General features: G+C 25.5%; 14 protein-coding genes. 10 read left to right on the forward strand and 4 right to left on the reverse strand.

Translation table 4 applies throughout. The features are described 5' to 3' along the window. Positions 1-12: 12 nt before the first annotated feature. Entirely contained in the window at positions 13-1,065 is a 1,053-nt protein-coding gene (locus tag QMA87_RS00080; protein WP_283833612.1) for a DnaD domain-containing protein, read from the reverse strand. Positions 1,066-2,786: 1,721 nt separating this feature from the next. On the opposite strand from QMA87_RS00080, the gene QMA87_RS00085 reads away from it, so the two are divergent. Further along, a complete protein-coding gene (locus QMA87_RS00085) occupies positions 2,787-3,701 on the forward strand; it encodes a hypothetical protein (RefSeq protein ID WP_283833458.1) in 915 nt (304 codons plus the stop codon). Between the two features lie 132 nt (positions 3,702-3,833). Here QMA87_RS00085 and QMA87_RS00090 read toward each other — a convergent pair whose 3' ends face one another. From QMA87_RS00090 to QMA87_RS00100, 3 genes are read right to left on the reverse strand one after another with little or no spacing between them, the layout of a single operon-like run. Beyond that, positions 3,834-4,631: an MAG0110 family membrane protein gene (locus tag QMA87_RS00090; protein WP_283823853.1), complete on the reverse strand. Its 798-nt coding sequence runs from the start codon at positions 4,629-4,631 to the stop codon at positions 3,834-3,836. A gap of 18 nt (positions 4,632-4,649) precedes the next feature. Continuing rightward, on the reverse strand, positions 4,650-5,552 hold the full coding sequence (whiA, locus tag QMA87_RS00095) for a DNA-binding protein WhiA (RefSeq protein ID WP_283823852.1): 903 nt from the start codon (positions 5,550-5,552) through the stop codon (positions 4,650-4,652). Next, the gene (locus QMA87_RS00100; RefSeq protein WP_283830302.1) at positions 5,503-9,945 is read right to left on the reverse strand and encodes a PolC-type DNA polymerase III; all 4,443 of its coding nucleotides are present in this window, start codon (positions 9,943-9,945) and stop codon (positions 5,503-5,505) included. The genes whiA and QMA87_RS00100 overlap by 50 nt, the downstream gene beginning before the upstream one ends. Before the next feature lie 132 nt (positions 9,946-10,077). Here QMA87_RS00100 and tmk point away from each other — a divergent pair, with 132 nt between their 5' ends. From tmk to tuf, 9 genes are all read left to right on the forward strand, one after another. Further along, positions 10,078-10,737 carry a dTMP kinase gene (gene tmk / locus QMA87_RS00105; protein WP_283830303.1) on the forward strand — a complete coding sequence of 220 codons (660 nt, stop codon included), beginning with the start codon at positions 10,078-10,080 and terminating at the stop codon, positions 10,735-10,737. Further along, positions 10,724-11,644, forward strand: coding sequence for a hypothetical protein (locus tag QMA87_RS00110; protein WP_283823849.1), 921 nt, complete (start codon positions 10,724-10,726; stop codon positions 11,642-11,644). The genes tmk and QMA87_RS00110 overlap by 14 nt, the downstream gene beginning before the upstream one ends. Beyond that, entirely contained in the window at positions 11,637-12,332 is a 696-nt protein-coding gene (rsmI, locus tag QMA87_RS00115) for a 16S rRNA (cytidine(1402)-2'-O)-methyltransferase (protein ID WP_283823848.1), read from the forward strand. The genes QMA87_RS00110 and rsmI overlap by 8 nt, the downstream gene beginning before the upstream one ends. Before the next feature lie 43 nt (positions 12,333-12,375). After that, positions 12,376-13,806: a proline--tRNA ligase gene (proS, locus tag QMA87_RS00120; protein ID WP_283823847.1), complete on the forward strand. Its 1,431-nt coding sequence runs from the start codon at positions 12,376-12,378 to the stop codon at positions 13,804-13,806. Positions 13,807-13,906: 100 nt separating this feature from the next. Continuing rightward, on the forward strand, positions 13,907-14,254 hold the full coding sequence (locus QMA87_RS00125; protein WP_283823846.1) for an MG284/MPN403 family protein: 348 nt from the start codon (positions 13,907-13,909) through the stop codon (positions 14,252-14,254). Beyond that, positions 14,255-15,454: an MHO_1580 family protein gene (locus QMA87_RS00130; RefSeq protein WP_283827134.1), complete on the forward strand. Its 1,200-nt coding sequence runs from the start codon at positions 14,255-14,257 to the stop codon at positions 15,452-15,454. Next, the gene (locus tag QMA87_RS00135; protein ID WP_283823844.1) at positions 15,441-15,830 is read left to right on the forward strand and encodes an MHO_1590 family protein; all 390 of its coding nucleotides are present in this window, start codon (positions 15,441-15,443) and stop codon (positions 15,828-15,830) included. Before QMA87_RS00130 ends, QMA87_RS00135 begins: the two co-directional genes overlap by 14 nt. Positions 15,831-15,899: 69 nt before the next feature. Next, a complete protein-coding gene (locus tag QMA87_RS00140) occupies positions 15,900-16,355 on the forward strand; it encodes an MscL family protein (protein WP_283823843.1) in 456 nt (151 codons plus the stop codon). 207 nt (positions 16,356-16,562) lie between these two features. Next, a complete protein-coding gene (gene tuf, locus QMA87_RS00145; RefSeq protein ID WP_283823842.1) occupies positions 16,563-17,747 on the forward strand; it encodes an elongation factor Tu in 1,185 nt (394 codons plus the stop codon). Positions 17,748-17,820: the final 73 nt, after the last annotated feature.

The raw sequence follows: 17,820 nt of genomic DNA on the forward strand, positions 1-17,820 counted from the left end.
GACGTATCTCTTTTAAAAATTATATAGTTTATTTTCTTGTTTTTTTACTTGCTGTTTTTTTGGAATAGGCATTTCAGCAATTTTAATATCTTTATTTGTTATATTTGAAGTAATTTGAATATATTGTGCTTTTGAAGTTTCTTGCTCAAATCCATATTCACTTCGATGTTTTGATTTAAATGCATCTTTTAAATGCTCTTCGACTGACTCAAAATCTATAATGTTTTTTTCTACTAAATTATTAGCAATCTTTTTAATATATACATCATAAATTTTTTTATTTGATGAAAAAGCATAATTAAATAAAAGATTAATAACTTTATTTTCTAAACCAATTTTATTTAAATAAACCACCAAGTTTGTAATTCTTTTTTGCACAGCCTCATTATACACAATATTACCAGCTGATTTAATAAGATAAGAATAAAAAGAAATTGCATCATCATTAAGAATTTTGTAATATAAATTATCTACTAATCTAGGGTCAGTAATTTTAGATTGAATATTAGTAAACTTAGTATTGTTAAGAGGAATAATTCTATTTCTTAAATTAATATTTGCGTCCGTTTTTATAACTTCTTTTTGATTTTGATTATTTAATAATAAATTACCAAATATATCATCAAAAGAAACTGTAATTTCACTAAATTTAGCACTTATATCAGCTGTTTTATTATTTAAAAATTCTTCTTTAATTTTTTGCACATATTCAGCAGAGGTTTTTTTAAGTAAAACATTCATTAATAATTTATTTTTAAAAAATCTTTCATTATTAAGAGGAATATTAATTATAAATATTAATTGATTATTTTCTTTATTTAAATGAGTTTCAATTAGGTTTACGGCTTCAAGGAGTTTTCTTTGTTCATCAAATTGAGTTTGATTAATATTTAAAAAACCAAATATTTCTTCAATATTAAAATAATTCAATTTAATACCATTTGTTAAATATTTATAAAGATAAAAACTATCACCTAAAATGGGTTTATATAGTTTTTCAATATGTTTCAAGTTAAAATTATAGTCTTGATCATAACCTGAAACTATCTTAATTTCCGTCCCCATAACTCTCCTAATTTAAATTAATGTATAAGTATTATAGCAGTCGAAAACAAGAGACAAAAGACTTTTTGAAAATTATTTTAAGATGATTTTCAATTTTCTAAGTTATCAACATTTAAAATATGAAAAAACTAAAAAATGATAAATATAAGCATGAAAATTTAGCTTTTTTCTAAATTTTTAAAGTTATTAACATTTTTTATTAACACTGTTTTGTTAATAATTTATGAGAAAAATATGAGAAAAACAATATACAAATTTTTGGCAAATGTTTTTAATAATTTAAATAAAAAAAACTAATGTATACAAAAATGTCACCGTAAAATTTATTTTGCATTGAAGCAACTGGCTGTTGTGTTTTTCATTTTAAATTACTTTGAATTCTCTCATCGTTGTATCAATTTGCGAAATTTCTTATAACTTTTTTTAGTTTTTTAATGTCATCTTGCTTATTTCAATTCTGTTTAAATATTATAATTTTGAATTGAGAATCAATATTCAATCTTGCGATTATCAAATGAATTACTTGCTCTTGAAAACAATATTTCACCATTTGTATATTGAAACCTATGATCAAAATGGATGATAAATTTTTTTTATTTTTTGTTATTTTTAACAAGTATTATTTCTTATTTTATTAATATGCACTTTGTCCGTTAACATTATCTAAAATAAAATTTAAATCATTATTAGTTAAGCGTTTCCAACTAATAATTTGTTTAGTTTTATGGCTCATAATTGTAAATAAGAAAACATGATTTTGTTTAGAATCTTTTGTTCCTTCAATACAAGTAACATCAGTTGCATAAATGTTTCGATTTCGATTATCATTGTAATCTCTGTTTACAATGTTTGGAATTTTAACAATTGTATCTTTTAATTCATGTTGTTTTTTCTTTGTTCTTATCTTACATTTAAGATCAAGCCAGTTTAAAATGCGCTTTAAAGTGCAATAATTGATAAAAATATTTTACTTTTTAGCAATAAATGCACTTAAACACACTTTACCATAAAGACTTTTATTTTTAAAAATGCTTCTTTATAATATTATTTAACTTATTTTTGGGATAATTTGTCGTAATTTTTGTTGTTCTTTTTCTCAATTTCCTAATTGTCTAGCGAGTTACACAAAATAGTTTTAATGCAGCAAATTGACTAATTTCTATTTTAACTGCTTTCTTTTTTTAGAGGTTTCCCATTTCTTTTATTAACTCAGAATACATCTTAACAAATTTTCTTCTTTCTTTTTCATTTGGGCATTTCATAATTAATATGGAACACTAGTATCAATTTCTTTATTAACTGGTTTTAATTTTCTTTTGCTATTTAAAATAAAGTTATTTTTCATTAATAAAAATTATATTATAAAATAATTTGTTTTGCTATAGCTATTGCTAACATAAAATTATAACGTAAAACTCAGGCCTATAACTGTAAAAAATTTTTAAATCTGCTTTCAGCCATTTGTTGTTGACTTATAAAAAATTTTGCCATATTTACTTTTGTTATATTTTTAAGCATTATTTTTTCCAAATAAAAAACATCCATAAATTACGGATGTTAATTTTTTTATTTTATTCTATAAAATATTAAAATTGTAAAAAATTTATTTTAAGCGCGATAATTTTATAAGAAAAATGTAATTTTATTTTGTTACTATAAATAATACGAATAATACTGTTTTTTATGTTTAGATATATAATTATTAAATTAAGGAAATTAAAATGAACAATACAATAAGTAAGAATTCTTTTAAAATTTTTACTACTTTGCTATTAACTTTTACATCATTAAGCCCATTTTTATTAAGTGTTAAATATCAAAATAGTCAAAATTTTAAAGCAAAACAAAAAAATATAAAAATTAAAGAAAAATTTTTAGTTAAAAATAAAGTTGAAGATATTTATATAGAAAATAATAAATTGAAATTATTTGATGAAAAAATACAAGAAAATCAAGAACATATAACACATAAAATTGATGCTCTATTACGGGTTCCTGACGTTATGGCTCATGTGACAACAAAAGCCAGCAACCCATTATTTAGTAGTTTATTTGGCTTCTTTTCAAGAAATTGCACAGCTATTTTTACTATTTTATATGGTGTTGTTGGACTAGCAACATTTTCGGGTTTGGGATATACAGCTTATAAAGCTATTAAAGATGATAAAGACAGAAAAAATGCAGCTAAAGAGCTTGAAGAAGATTTAAAAGTTGGAACAACTTATACATTTAAATTTTATCCAGATAATCCATATAAAACTGACGGAAATTGAAAAATTTATAAATGATCTAAAACGAATGGTACACTAGAAAACTTAAATGATTTTTTTTGTGTAGATGACTATGGTCCATATTATCAATTTAAATATAATGGAAATGGACAAAATAATAATAATAGATTTAAAATATTATTTGAAAAAAAAGATAGATGTTATATTCAGGAATCAAAAGAAAATGCAATAGTATATGATGGTTACTCATACGATATTTACTTATGAAATTTTTATGGCAAAAATAATAAAGGCATAAACCTTTATGATTGATTAAAAAACAAACATAAATTTGGTAGACTTGTTTTAAAGGATAAAACAAAAAATAATATTAAAGAAATATCTATTAAAATTTCCTCAAAATAATTAATATGAGTTATATTAAAGCAAACTAAAAGACGCTCTATAAAAAAAGCGCCATGTCATATCACAAGTTTTAGGCAATACATTTGTGTTTGATATTCCATTTTAGAAACGAGCGTAACTCGTTTTTTTGTTTTAGTTTTTTAATATTGAAAGTAATAAGAAAAAATATCTAAATAATTCAAATATTGAAATTAATAATGATGTTCCTAAAATTAATGTAATTTTGAAATATTCTGCAGAACTAAGAAATTGTAAAGCAAAATAATTTTCTTGCATAGTTTTAATTCTATAAATTTGTAATCCTATTATTAAAGAATAAAATAAATATCCCGCTCCACCTAAAATTGTAAATAATCAACTACTTGTTAAAAAATAAGCAGTAAGAGATGTAATTAAAATAGTAATTAATAATAAAGTTATTACTGGTCATAATTTTTCAAAATTAAATATCTTAAAATATCCTATTATGCCCATTAATAACACTGTTCCCGCTGGAATTAAAAGTAATAAAATAAATTCTGAATATCCATTTAATCATTCTTGTGCATAAAGGGCGGCCATTCACCCTATAGATGTACCAAATACTAATGTAGTTACTATATAGTATATAAATACTAATCATACAGGCATTGAATACACAAATCATGATCCTATAAAGATAAATATAATGCTAGCAATAAGTGAGCCTATTAAAATCATTCTTCCTGTCGGCCCGGCAGCAATTACAATATTTGAAACAATATCAAGTTTAAATTGTAAATATGAAAATATAATTGCAAATACAAGACCTAATGTAACTCAAATTAAACTGCCAAATAAAATATTTCTTGATTTAAGTATTCCGCCTTGTTCACCTCTCATTTTTTCATACTCTTCGTTTTTTTCAACAATAGTTTCAATATTTGAAAATTTGTTATTATTTAATTTCATAAAATCTCCTTTCTGGGATTATTTTTGATTTGTTGATAACTGTTCAAAAACAGTTTTTAGTTTTTTATTTCAGTGATTAATTCCACCCTTTGTAATATCAATACCTTTTTCTAAAAGCAAAATTGAAAGTTCACTTAATGAATATTCAGGGTGTTTCATTCTTTCTTTAAAATAAACGCGTTGTGATTGGGAAAATTGCTTTAATTGTTTTTTTTCTTTAACTAACAAAAACATATTTTTAAAATCCTCAAAAGCTTTTATTGTTTTATTTAAATTTGTAACATCAAAATTACCTAATCTATTTAAATTATTATTATAATCTCTATTAATTCTAACATTTTCAAGCAATAAATAAGAATTTATGGCTTGAATTGCTCTTAAAAAGTCACAAATTGATTCAATTTTTTTAATATAAATAATATATCAATCTTTTTGTTTAATAAATTTAAACTTAAAATTTTCATAAGAATTTAATGTTTTTTGTATTATGTCTATAAATTTTTCTTCTCTTGCGCCAATTTGGAGATGATAGGCACTAGTTTCTAACTTGTTAACAGATCCAGAAGAAAGGAAAATGCCCGCAAAAAATTGTGAATTATCTTCATAATTTATTGAAAAGTCATAATTCTTTGTATTTATAATAATGCTTTTTGTATTAGCAACTTTAGCAAAATCAATATTTCTGTCGCTAAAAATTTTAAGAATAAATTTTCTTATGTCTGAATTATTAAATTTTAAAATAATATTTTTGTCCTGTAAAATTCCATTTGAAATTATAAAACCATTCAAAAGAGAGTCAAGCTGCGTTTTAGAATAGGATGTTGTCATTATTTCATTTTTTATACTGTGTGCAAATGTCATAATTTCCTTTCTAGAAAAAGTTAAATAATTTTCTTTGGTTTGTGGCTGGTAAATCTTCAAATCCTCCTAATTCTAGGATTCTTTCCTTAACATCTTTACCCATGGAACTACGATCTAAAACATCTTGAATTGATATAAATGGTGCTTTATCTCTTGCTTCTACAATTGAAACGGCCACTTTTTCACCACATCCTTCTACTGCTGAAAATGGTGGAATAATTGATTTATTTTCTCTGTCAATTTTTCATTCTGTTGCATTAGATTTTTTAATCGAAACTTTTTCAACTTTATAACCACGACAATATAATTCATATCCTATTTCTAAACCTGTTTTACTTTTTTTATCTTTAGAATCCCATCTTCCAGGTTTATTTTCATAAAGTGCTTCAAGAGAAGCAATAGCTTTTTTAATACCGACCTTTCCAAGAGCAAGAGCGTTAATATCAAGTTTGTCACCCTTAAATCTTGAAGTATAATAAGTTGCATAATGAACTAATGGATCATATAACTTAGTATAAGCAATTCAGTATGCCATCATTGAATATGCTGCTGCATGTGCTTTAGGAAACATATATTCAATTTTATTCATACTATCAATATAATCCTGATTTATACCGTGTTTTTTTAAAAGAATTTCATCATCGCTTGAAAGACCTTTACCTTTTCTTACATTTTCCATAATTCTAAATGCTTGTAATTTATCAACATTTTTAGTAACTAAAAAGTCCATTATATCATCACGACAGGCAATAGTTTGGCTAAGTTTATAACCTTTTTTTTGCATAAGATCTTGAGCATTATTTTGATAGACATTGGTTCCATGACTAAGCCCTGAAACACGAATTAAATCAGCAAATGAACGTGGTTGCGTTTCCCTTAACATGCTTCTAACAAGTTCTGTACCATATTCAGGCAGACCCATAGCACCAGTTGTTTCGCCAAGAATTGTTGCTTCATTAATATTTAATTTTTCAGCTGATCTAAATAAAGAAATTACATCAGGATCATTAAATGGAATTTCCTTAACACTTTTTTGTGTTAGTTCTTCAATCATTTTTATAGCAGTAGGATCATCGTGTCCTAGTAAATCTAATTTAAGGATAGAGTCATGCAACGCCTTATATTCAAAATGAGTTGTTTTTCATTCGTTTTTTTCAGAAGCAGGATAATTAACAGGCGTAAAATCAGTTATATCTTTATCCTTAGGAATAATAATAATTCCTCCAGCATGTTGACCAGTTGTTTGTTTTACACCAGAAATATTTTTGGCAAAATATTCAATTCATTCTCTCGAAACATCTTTTCCAAAAATTTTAAAAACTTTATTTATTGCCGTTTTATCTTGAATTTTTGAAATAGTTCCCGCTCTAAATGTATGATACTCGCCAAATATTTCCTTCACTTTTAAATGAACTTGTTTTTGGAAATCGGGTGGAAAATTAAGGTCAATATCTGGCACTTTCTCAGCATTGAACCCTAAAAATGTTTCAAAAGCAATATTATGACCATCTGCAACCATTTTTATATTGCATTTAGGGCAATTTTTGTTTGGAAGATCAAAACCATTTTCATATCTATTGTCTGTATTAAATTCAAAATGCTTACATTTTACACATCTATAATGTGGTTTAAGAGGATTTATATCTGTAATTCCGCAAAGCGTAGCCACTATTGAAGAACCAACACTCCCTCTACTTCCAACAATATAACCTGCTTCATTTGTAGATTTTACTAATGATCTAGAAATTCAATAAATAACAGAAAATCCATGCTCAATAATTGGTTCAATTTCTTGTTTAATTCTTTTTTCTATTTCTTCAGGTAATATATCGCCATAAAGTTCGTGCGCTCTTTTATAAACATATTCTTTAAGTTTTATGTCTGAATCATCAAACTTAGGAGCAAGTAATTCTGTTTTAACAATTTCAAGATACTCTATTTCCTTTGCAAGTAAAAAAGTATTATCTACAACAATTTCTTGTATCAATTGACTATTATCTAAAAATTTAAATGCATTTTTCATTTGTTCTGTTGTCATCAAAAACTGTTGAGGCATTGCTTCTAAATTAAAATAGTCACTTGATGATCTTAATTTTCTAAAATCAAATAAATAATGAGTATTTCCGCCAATACCTTGTGAATGAATTATTACTTTATGAAACTTGTGTTCAAATGAATGTGAATATCGCGCATCAGAAACAGCAACTACAATTTTATTAAGTTTTTTGGCTTCTTTTATTAAAATATTTAAAGCAAAGTGAATTGTTTTTTCATCAATATCTAAATGAACCAAATCATGAGGAGGAACGATTTCTATATAATCGCACTTTTTAATTTCTTCTATTACATCTTGGTATGTACCATGAAATAATGCTTCATATAATGGACTTTTTAATGTGCCGCTTCCTCTTAAAAGTCCTTCATATTTAATTTCATCTTCAAATATAATTGGTGTATTGAAATTTTTTTCATCAATCATATCAATATTAACTTTTGAAATATATTCATAAAGATGTTTAAGGCCAACTTGATTTTTTGCTACTAATGATATTTGTTTAATTGATCTCGCATCATGCTTTACTCTTAATTCTTTTTCAATATTTAAAAAATCACTAAGCTTTTTCATATTTTTTTCTCTTGCAATTTGCATTGCTCTTTCTCAAACATGAGTTAATACTTCAGCATCATAATCAGCTCTATGAGCTACTGTAGAATCATACTCAACCCCATATTTTTTTGCAACTGCTTCAAGTGAAAATTTATTAAGAGTTTTATCTAAATATTTAACAACTTCAATAGAGTCAAAACAATCATATGGTTCGTAAGGTATATCAAATTGAGCAAATTTTTCTTTTAAATATGAAGAGTCAAATTTGGCATTATGGGCTACCAAGATTCTTCCTTTTATTATTGAAGCAATCTTAGTTAGTCCTTCTTTTTGTGAGGCTGCATTAGCTAACATTTGTGGAGTTATATTAGTTAATTCTTGTGTAAAACTACTTAAGGGAGAAGAGTTTTTTAAGAAAAATTGGTGTCTTTCTTTAATAATTCCATTCTTTACAACAGTCGCACCAAATTCAATAATTTCACCTAAAATTGGTGCTAACATTGTTGTTTCCAAGTCAAATACAACAAATTCATAATCAATTAAATTTTTATCATTACCAGTATAATCTACTAAAAAATCAATGTTTCTTGAAGATATTGAAAGTGAAGTACCATAAATTTTTTTATATTCTGGATTCTTTGTTTTTTGAAGAAAAAAGGCTGGAAACCCTTGCACGCTATCAGAATCAAGTAATGCCATTCCAACAATTCCTTTTCTTTCAGATTCTTTACAAAGAATATCTGCATCCCGTATTCCATCCATAGTAGACATTGTTGATTGTGTGTGCCATTCTATTCTTTTTTCTTGTCCTGATACTAACGGATAAAGATCGGGTGCATCATAAACTTCCTTCACATTGATTTTTCAAAAATCAGATCCGTATCTATTTAATACTAATTGACCAATAAAAGTATACGTTCCACCTTCAATAATGTTTTCAACTGGTGTGGGAAATTTATTATTTTGTGAAGCTCAAAAATCAAGAATAGCTGCTTCTTCATAATCTGCAACTTTAACTATTTTTCTAGCTGATAGTCTTCCAGAGGCCGGCTTTTCTTCAACAGAAAAAACTACTGCATTAAATTTAACTCTTATTGGGGGACGAGAGGGATCATATTCACGAATATCTTTCAAACTCATTTCTTCAACTTTATTAGTTAAATTTGAAAATGTATATTTTTTTTGCCATTCATTACGATTGTTACTTTGTTGTGTATTTTCTACTAATTCAGCAACAACACCATTTTTAATTGCTAATGCTCTTTCTTTAATTCTTTCTTTTTCTAATTCAAATGAATCTTTAAGTTTGTAATAATCAAAACTTAAGTTTGCAAATCCTAAATTTGCAAACTTTTTACAAATTATATTTTCAACATTATGAAGCGATTCAAACTCATTAGGATTTAAATCAAACATTACTTTTCCTTCAAAAGTAATGTTGAGATTAGAATTTAACTTTTTAATTATTGAAAGGTGGTAATCAATTCTTAAATCAATTAAAAACGCTTTTAATATTGTTATAAAAATATATTTAAAATTTTCTGTTGTATAGTTTAATTCATCCATTTCAAATTTAGTATAATTTCCAAACTCATCATCAAAAAGAGTTTTATCTTTTTTAATAAATAAGCTAAAAAGCTTAATATAGTCATTGGCTTTCATCATTTGTTTCATTTTTACTTTACAATAAAGAGTATTTGTTTCACGATTAGAGTAATAAAAAAATTTAGTAAAATCATAATTACTAAAATTAATATTTAAATGTTCACCAAGATTATAAATCTTTTGTAATACTGCCCTAGGATTTGCCTTTTCTTTTAATTCAATATCAAATATATTTTTCATAATTACAATTATATAAAAGACTAGTTTTTAAAACATTTTAATTATTAATATTTAATAATAAATATATATAATATAAAAATTAACATTATACAAAGTTGGATACTAATAAATTCAATTAGATTTGGAGGAAAAATGTTTGTAACTCTAGAAGGAATAGATGGAAGCGGGAAATCTACTGTTGGTAGATTATTGTTTAAAAAAATACTATCCGAATATCCTAAATTGCGTCCTATTTTTACTAGAGAACCTGGAGGTTTTTCTTCGCCGTCTGCTGAAAAAATTCGGGAAATTATTCTTGATGGTAATACTGATATGTCTGACTGAACTGAAGCTATATTATACTCAGCAGCAAGAAGAATTCATCTTGATGGGACTATTTGGCCTGCTTTAAAAAATAATAGATTGATTATTTGTGATCGTTATATAGATTCTTTTTATGTTTATCAAGGTTTTGGAAGAGGGCTTGGATATGATAGGGTTAAAAAATTAACTGATTTAACTATTGAAAATACAATTCCTGATCTTACACTATATTTTAATTTATCATTTGAGCTTTCTCGCGAAAGAAAATTTAAGGTAGATAAAAAAGAATTAAATAGAATGGACTATGAAAAAGAAGAATTTTATAAACGTTTAATTCATGGATATAATATTGTAATTAAAGATAACCCCGAACGTATTCAAGTAATAGATGCTTCGGCTTCACTTAAAGATGTTGTTGATTCTTGTTTTAAAGCTATTGTAAAACATCCTAAATTCCAACAATTATTGGAGTTACATGAACAATGTTAAAAATACACTTGATAAAATAATTGCTAGTGGTCAAGTAAGTCACTGCTATATTTTTTATTCTACAAAACAAGTCGATATTGAAAAATGAATGTTATATTTTTACAATCAATTAAGTAATGATAATATTAAAAAATTGAGTTATGATCAGGTTTTTAATAATTCGGTTTCACTTATAAATTTTCCTAATGAATATTCTGAAATTAATACGGGAGATAAGGCATACTTAACTGAGTCATTTCAAAAACTATATTTAATGGAAAAAGAAGGAAGCTATAAATACATTTTTATAAAAGACTTTGATTTAATGAGTAAAGAGGCTATTGGTTATACTTTAAAATTAATTGAAGAGCCGCCTGCTTTTTCGCGTATTTTAATCAGCACTAGAAATCTTGAGTTATTACCAAAAACAATCCAATCAAGAGGAATAAAGATTAAAATACCTGATTTTATTTCTAAAGAAGAAGAACAGCTTTTAATTAAGGATATTGATTCTAATATTGCTTTAATAGTTTTAGAAATATATCAAAATAAAGAACAAATTGCTGCTTTTTTAAAAAAATTTAATGAAGAAAAAATAAAAGAGCTGATTAAAATTTTTATTGAATCAACTAAAAATAAATATAAATTAGGGTTGTATTTGGAGCAAAACTTAGACTATAAAAGTTGAAAAATTGTTATTGATTTATTGCTTTTATTATTAAGAAATGTGATGCTAAAAAATGGAGTGCTTTGAAAAAAATATAAAAACAAATTAAGTAAAGTTAAAAACTTTAATATTGATTTTTTAAATGTATTTGAAAAAATCAATAAACTAGTTTTTGATTATAAAAAAACAAGGTATTCATCAAATTTTTTTGTATGAAAAGAAGTATTAATAATGGAAATTATGGAGAGTTATTATGAATAAATTATATATTGTTCCCACACCAATAGGCAATCTAAAAGATATAACAATTAGGGCTCTTGAAGTTCTTGAAATGGTTGATTATATTGCTTGCGAAGATACTAGAACTAGCATTAAACTTTTAAATCATTACAATATTAAAAAACCTTTAATTGCTCATCATATTTTTAATGAAAAAAATAGTTCAAGCGGAATAATTAATCTTCTTTCTGAGGGAAAAAATGTTGCATTAATATCAGATGCCGGAATGCCTATTATTGCTGATCCTGGTTTTAAATTATTATCTGAAGTAAAAAAATATAATTATGAATTTGAAATTTTGCCAGGTGCATCAGCATCAATTTTAACTTTTGTATATTCTTCTTTTGGAAATACATATTCATTTTTAGGATTTTTAGAGGCAAAAACAGGAAAAAGAAAAAATCAATTAAGTTTATTATCTAAAGGAATTTATGTTGCTTTCATTTCTCCATATAAACTAATGGCTACAATTGAAGATTTTGAAGAAGTTTTTCATGACGATGTTGAAATTTATCTTGTTAAAGAATTAACAAAACTTAATGAAAAGCATTTTTTTGGTACCCCTAAGAAAATATTAGAACAATTAAAAAACTCTTCTTTAAAAGGTGAATTTTCTATTTGTTTTAAAATTAAAGAAAATAAAAAACTTAATAACAACTTAAAAATCTAAGATAATTAAAGTTTTTTGAATTGTTTTTTAATAAAATAATATTATGAAAAAATTAGATAAAATTACTCCACAAAATCAAGATTTTGCTAAATGATATGTGGATGTTGTAAAAAATGGTAATTTAATAGATTACGGACTTGTTAAAGGAACAATAATGTTTAAGCCAAATGGATATGGGATTTGGGAAAATATTCAATCTATTTTAGATAATATATTTAAAAAAAACGGCGTAAGCAATGTTTACCTTCCTATGTTAATACCTCAAAGCCAATTTGCTAAAGAAAAGAATCATATTCAAGGCTTCAATCCTGAATTGGCTACTATTACAAAAGTTGGAAATAAGCCATTATATGAAGATATATACATTAGACCGACTTCAGAAGTTATTTTTGCTGAGTTATTTAAAAGAGATATTGATAAAAATAACGAATTACCTTTAATTTTTAATCAATGAACAAATGTTATTAGATGAGAAAAAACTACTACACCATTTTTAAGAAATTCAGAATTTTTATGACAAGAAGGGCATACGGTTCATGCCGATCCTCTTGAAGCAAGAAAATTAACAAGGAAAATGTTATTCATTTATGAAAAATTTCTTAAAGATTACTTAGCCATTCCTTCTATTGCTGGTAAAAAAACTCCTAGAGAAAAGTTTGCTGGAGCATGTTCAACATATACAATTGAGGTTATGACAAAAAATGGTCGCGCATTACAATGTGCTACAAGTCATTATTTAGCACAAAATTTTTCAAAACCATATGATATAAAATTTAAAAATAAAGAAAATCAATTTGAATATGTATATCAAACTTCATGAGGAACTTCAACAAGACTTATTGGAGCAATAATTATGAATCATGGTGATGATCGCGGCATTGTTATTCCGCCTTATGTAGCAAAAAATCAAATTGATATTTTAACAATTTTTGGCAACAAAAATCCTCAAGTAATTCAAAAGGCTAAACAATTATATAATCAACTTTCTTCAAAGTTTAGGGTAAGATTAGATGATAGCGATAAACAACCTGGCTTTAAAAGTTCGCAAAGCGAAATTGAGGGGACGCCAATAAGAATTGAAATTGGTCCTAAAGATCTTGAAAATGAAACTATTACAGTAGTAAGAAGAGATACTCTTGAAAAAAGTATTGTAAATTTTAATGAAATAAATGTCGCTTTTTTTAACAAACTAATGGAAAAAATTAATAAAAATTTATACAATAAAGCCGCTGAAAGATTAAATAAAAAAATTGTTTGTGTTAATACATATAATGAATTTAAAGAAAAAATTGCGCAAGGATATTTTGTTTCTGCTCCTTTTGATGGTGATGAAATAATCGAAGAACAGATTCAAAATGAAACTGGTGCTTCAGCAAGATGTGTTAAAATTAAACAAAAAATTCATAATCTTAAGCCTTGCATTATAACTGGAAACTACACTAAAAAAAGAGTAATTTTTGCAAAAAGTTACTAAAACTGCTACTTGATTGAGAAAAACTCAATAAAAGTAGTAATTTTTTTTATTTTTATAATTTTTTCAGTTTTCTTTAGCTATTTGCTTATGGAGGTATAAAATGAATGTAACTGGCAAACTAACATTTGCAGAAAAACAAAAGCTAATAAAAGATGCATGCCAAATGTATCGACGTTATGGCACAATGATCATTAAAAAGAATTCTGATCGTTTTTCAGTAATTGAACTTAAAAAGCATTTATCTGAAATAAAAAATGTCAAATTCTTATCAATATTTGATCAAGTGTTAAACTTGTTAAGCCCTACATCTTATTTAATCATCTATAATGATTACATTAATCAAAATAGTAAAAAAGATTGAAAAGATATGTATTTTTCTAAAACAACTTATTATAAAAGAAAACATCAGGCAGTTGATGAATTTATTAACTGTATGTTTGGATTTTAAATGATTGCAAACTATGCAGTAGTTGAAAAAGTTGAAAAATCGCCTGAGTTGGTAGAAGAGTTTACAGGTAGAATTGATAGTAAAGGAATGGATAAAAATGAGTATTTCAATATAGAAATTAATCCTAAAACAAGAGAATTTTATATTGATATGCTTATTATAGATCGCTATAAAAAAATAGTAGATCACAACTTTGGTATAAAAGTTTTTATTAATAGAACAAAAACGTTTGAAGAGCAGAATATTAAATTAAAACAACATGATTCGCTAGAAGGATGAGGCACATATAGAATAACTCAAGATAAGCTTGATTTTAATAAATGAGATAAAGTGTCTGAATTAGTTGTACAAATATATGATCTAGAATCTAATAATAAAAAAGAGCGCAGTAGTTTTAGCGTTATAAATGAATCTAGAATGAACAACTATAAAAAGGATTTTCAAATTGATACTACTCATGAATTAAAAGTAAAAGTTATTAAAACTATTAAAATTTATTTATATTATTTTATGGATTATTATTCATATCCAACTAAAGATTTTGGATATAGTGTAGTAAATATCGCGCCTTCTTTTTCAATTGAAAATGCTTTAACAAATAATACAGAATGATTTTCTATATATACAAATAATGAAAATTCAAATAGCTTTTTAAAATATAAATTATTAACTAAACCAAATATGTTAACAAATTTTTTAATTAATAGTGAACTAGCAAATTTAAAGGATATGACGCAGCGAATTAGTGCTGAAAATTGAATTGAAATTGGTAGTTACAAAAGCACAAAATATGATTATAATTTAAAAACTACAGTTGAAACATTAGATGGTAAAAATGGTTATATTATTCCATATAGTTTTTCAGGTGCATTAACACCTACACTTAATTTTGATGTCGATATTTTTAAAAATATTAATGTTTATTACAAAATAAAAATTGATAAACCTTTATTAGATAAATATAATGGTATTATCAAATTAAAAACTACAGAAAATAATGATATTAAAAATCCAAATTTTTTAAATAATTTATATGAAATTCAAAAAAAAGAAATTGATGCAATAACTAATAATAGAATTACTATGAATTGCCTTAAACAGAAATCAATTTTTATTGAAAAAAGTTTAATAAGTTTTGAAAGCTCAATGAAAAATGATTCAAAAATTATATTAGAGGAAAAGAAAAATGATAAAGAATAAATGCTTAAAAATATTGTTTTCGTCTTTGCTTTTTTCCTTTCCTTTTATTGCTGTAAGTTGTGTTATTTCTAAAGAAAAAAATATTGAAACTAATATTGAGCTGGAACAAAGAGTTTATACTCACGAGAATTTATTTCCAAGAATAGAATTGTCGGATTATTATAATGAAATTCGTTATGATTCTATTAATGAAACTCCTTATTTTGATAAAGATTTTTCAAGTAATTTTATTAAAGATTTAATAACTAGATTAAACGTCAGTGATGCCAAAGTTAGATGACAAGTTGAAAATATATCAGCAAGAAAAATAAACATTTATATTTCATTATTAATTAATGAAAAAACTTTTAATAAAACATATACTTTTGAATGTTAAAAAAATAATTTAACTATTTAATGATTTTTAACTATTTAAATAATTGTTGTTTTTATATATAATAAATTTATGAATAATAAAGAAAAAGATAAAGTTAAAATAAAGCCATTATTAAAAAAATCATTTAGGGAAGCTAAGGCGATTATATCAAAAGGAAATATGCTAATATTAGCTGTTGGTTTGTTAATTGGTTCTGTATTTGGAGCAGTTATTAAATCACTTTCAAATGATGTTTTAATGGAGTATATTTTAAAAATAATTGGTAATACAAAGGGATTGGAAGAGTGAACACTTAATGGGGTGCATTGGGGAAAATTCTTTTCGGCGCTTTTAACATTTGTTATTGTTTTTCTATTTCTTTTTTTGCTTTTAACTAGTTATATATTTATAAAAACAATAATTTTTAAAATAAAACAAAAAATTATTAAAGAAAAAAATGTAACTGTTGAACCAGCAAAGCCTACCACAAATGAACTAATTTTAGATGAATTGAAAAAGCTTAACAGTAATTTAGAAAAGAAATAAAGAAGTAAATTTCAAGTTTCTTTTCTTTTTTTATTGTTCTGAGATTTGGTCGTTCTTCAATTATTTTTTCGTAAAATGTTTTTTTTGTTAAAATATATAAAGACAAATAAAATAAAAGCAATGGACAGGATATAGTTGAAAGGCTATACTTTGGATGGTTTAACGCGTTAAAACATACAAACATTATTTTTAATGAAAGGAAATAAAATGGCAAAAATAGATTTTGACCGTAGTAAAGAGCACGTTAATATTGGGACAATTGGTCACGTTGACCACGGAAAAACAACATTAACAGCTGCTATTGCTACAGTATTAGCAAAAAAAGGATTATCAGAAGCCAAAGACTATGCTTCAATTGATAATGCCCCTGAAGAAAAAGCACGTGGAATTACAATTAATACATCACACATCGAATATGAAACAGAAAAAAGACACTACGCACACGTAGACTGTCCTGGTCACGCTGACTATGTTAAAAACATGATTACAGGTGCTGCACAAATGGATGGTGGTATCTTAGTTGTTGCTGCAACAGATGGGCCAATGCCTCAAACAAGAGAACACATCTTGCTTTCAAAACAAGTTGGAGTTCCTAAAATGGTTGTTTTCTTAAACAAAGTAGACATGCTTCAAGATGAAGAAATGATTTTATTAGTTGAAGAAGAAATTAGAGACTTATTGACAGAATATGGATTTGATGGTAAAAATACACCTATTATTCAAGGTTCAGCTCTTAAAGCTCTTAACGGAGACCCTGCATATGAAGAAAAAGTTATGGAACTTATGGATGCAGTTGACTCATGAATTGATACACCAGTTAAAGAAATGGACAAACCATTCTTACTAGCTGTTGAAGACGTTTTCACAATTACAGGACGTGGAACTGTTGCTACAGGTAGAGTTGAACGTGGCGTTTTAAACTTAAATGAAGAAGTTGAAATTGTTGGTTTAAAACCAACTAAAAAAACTGTTGTTACAGGAATTGAAATGTTCCGTAAAAACCTTAAACAAGCTATCGCTGGAGATAACGCTGGATTATTATTAAGAGGTGTTAACCGTGATGATATTGAACGTGGACAAGTTTTAGCAAAACCTAAATCAATTATTCCTCACACAACATTTGAAGCTGCTATTTATGCACTTAAAAAAGAAGAAGGGGGACGTCACACACCTTTCTTCCAAAACTACAAACCACAATTCTATTTCAGAACAACTGATGTAACAGGTGGAGTTAAATTTCAAGGGGGACGTGAAATGGTTATGCCTGGTGACAACGTAGACTTAACTGTTGAATTGATTGCTCCTATTGCTGTTGAAGAAGGTACAAAGTTCTCAATCCGTGAAGGTGGTAGAACTGTTGGTGCTGGTACAGTAACAAAAATTCTTAAATAAGAATACTATAAATAGAAAATTGCCTTTGGGTGATTTTTTATTTATACTTTTATTATTTAAATTAATAAAATAT

Origin of the sequence: Mycoplasma phocimorsus (assembly GCF_030077875.1) — a bacterium.
In the GTDB taxonomy this organism is placed as follows: domain Bacteria; phylum Bacillota_I; class Bacilli_A; order Mycoplasmatales; family Metamycoplasmataceae; genus Mycoplasma_H; species Mycoplasma_H phocimorsus.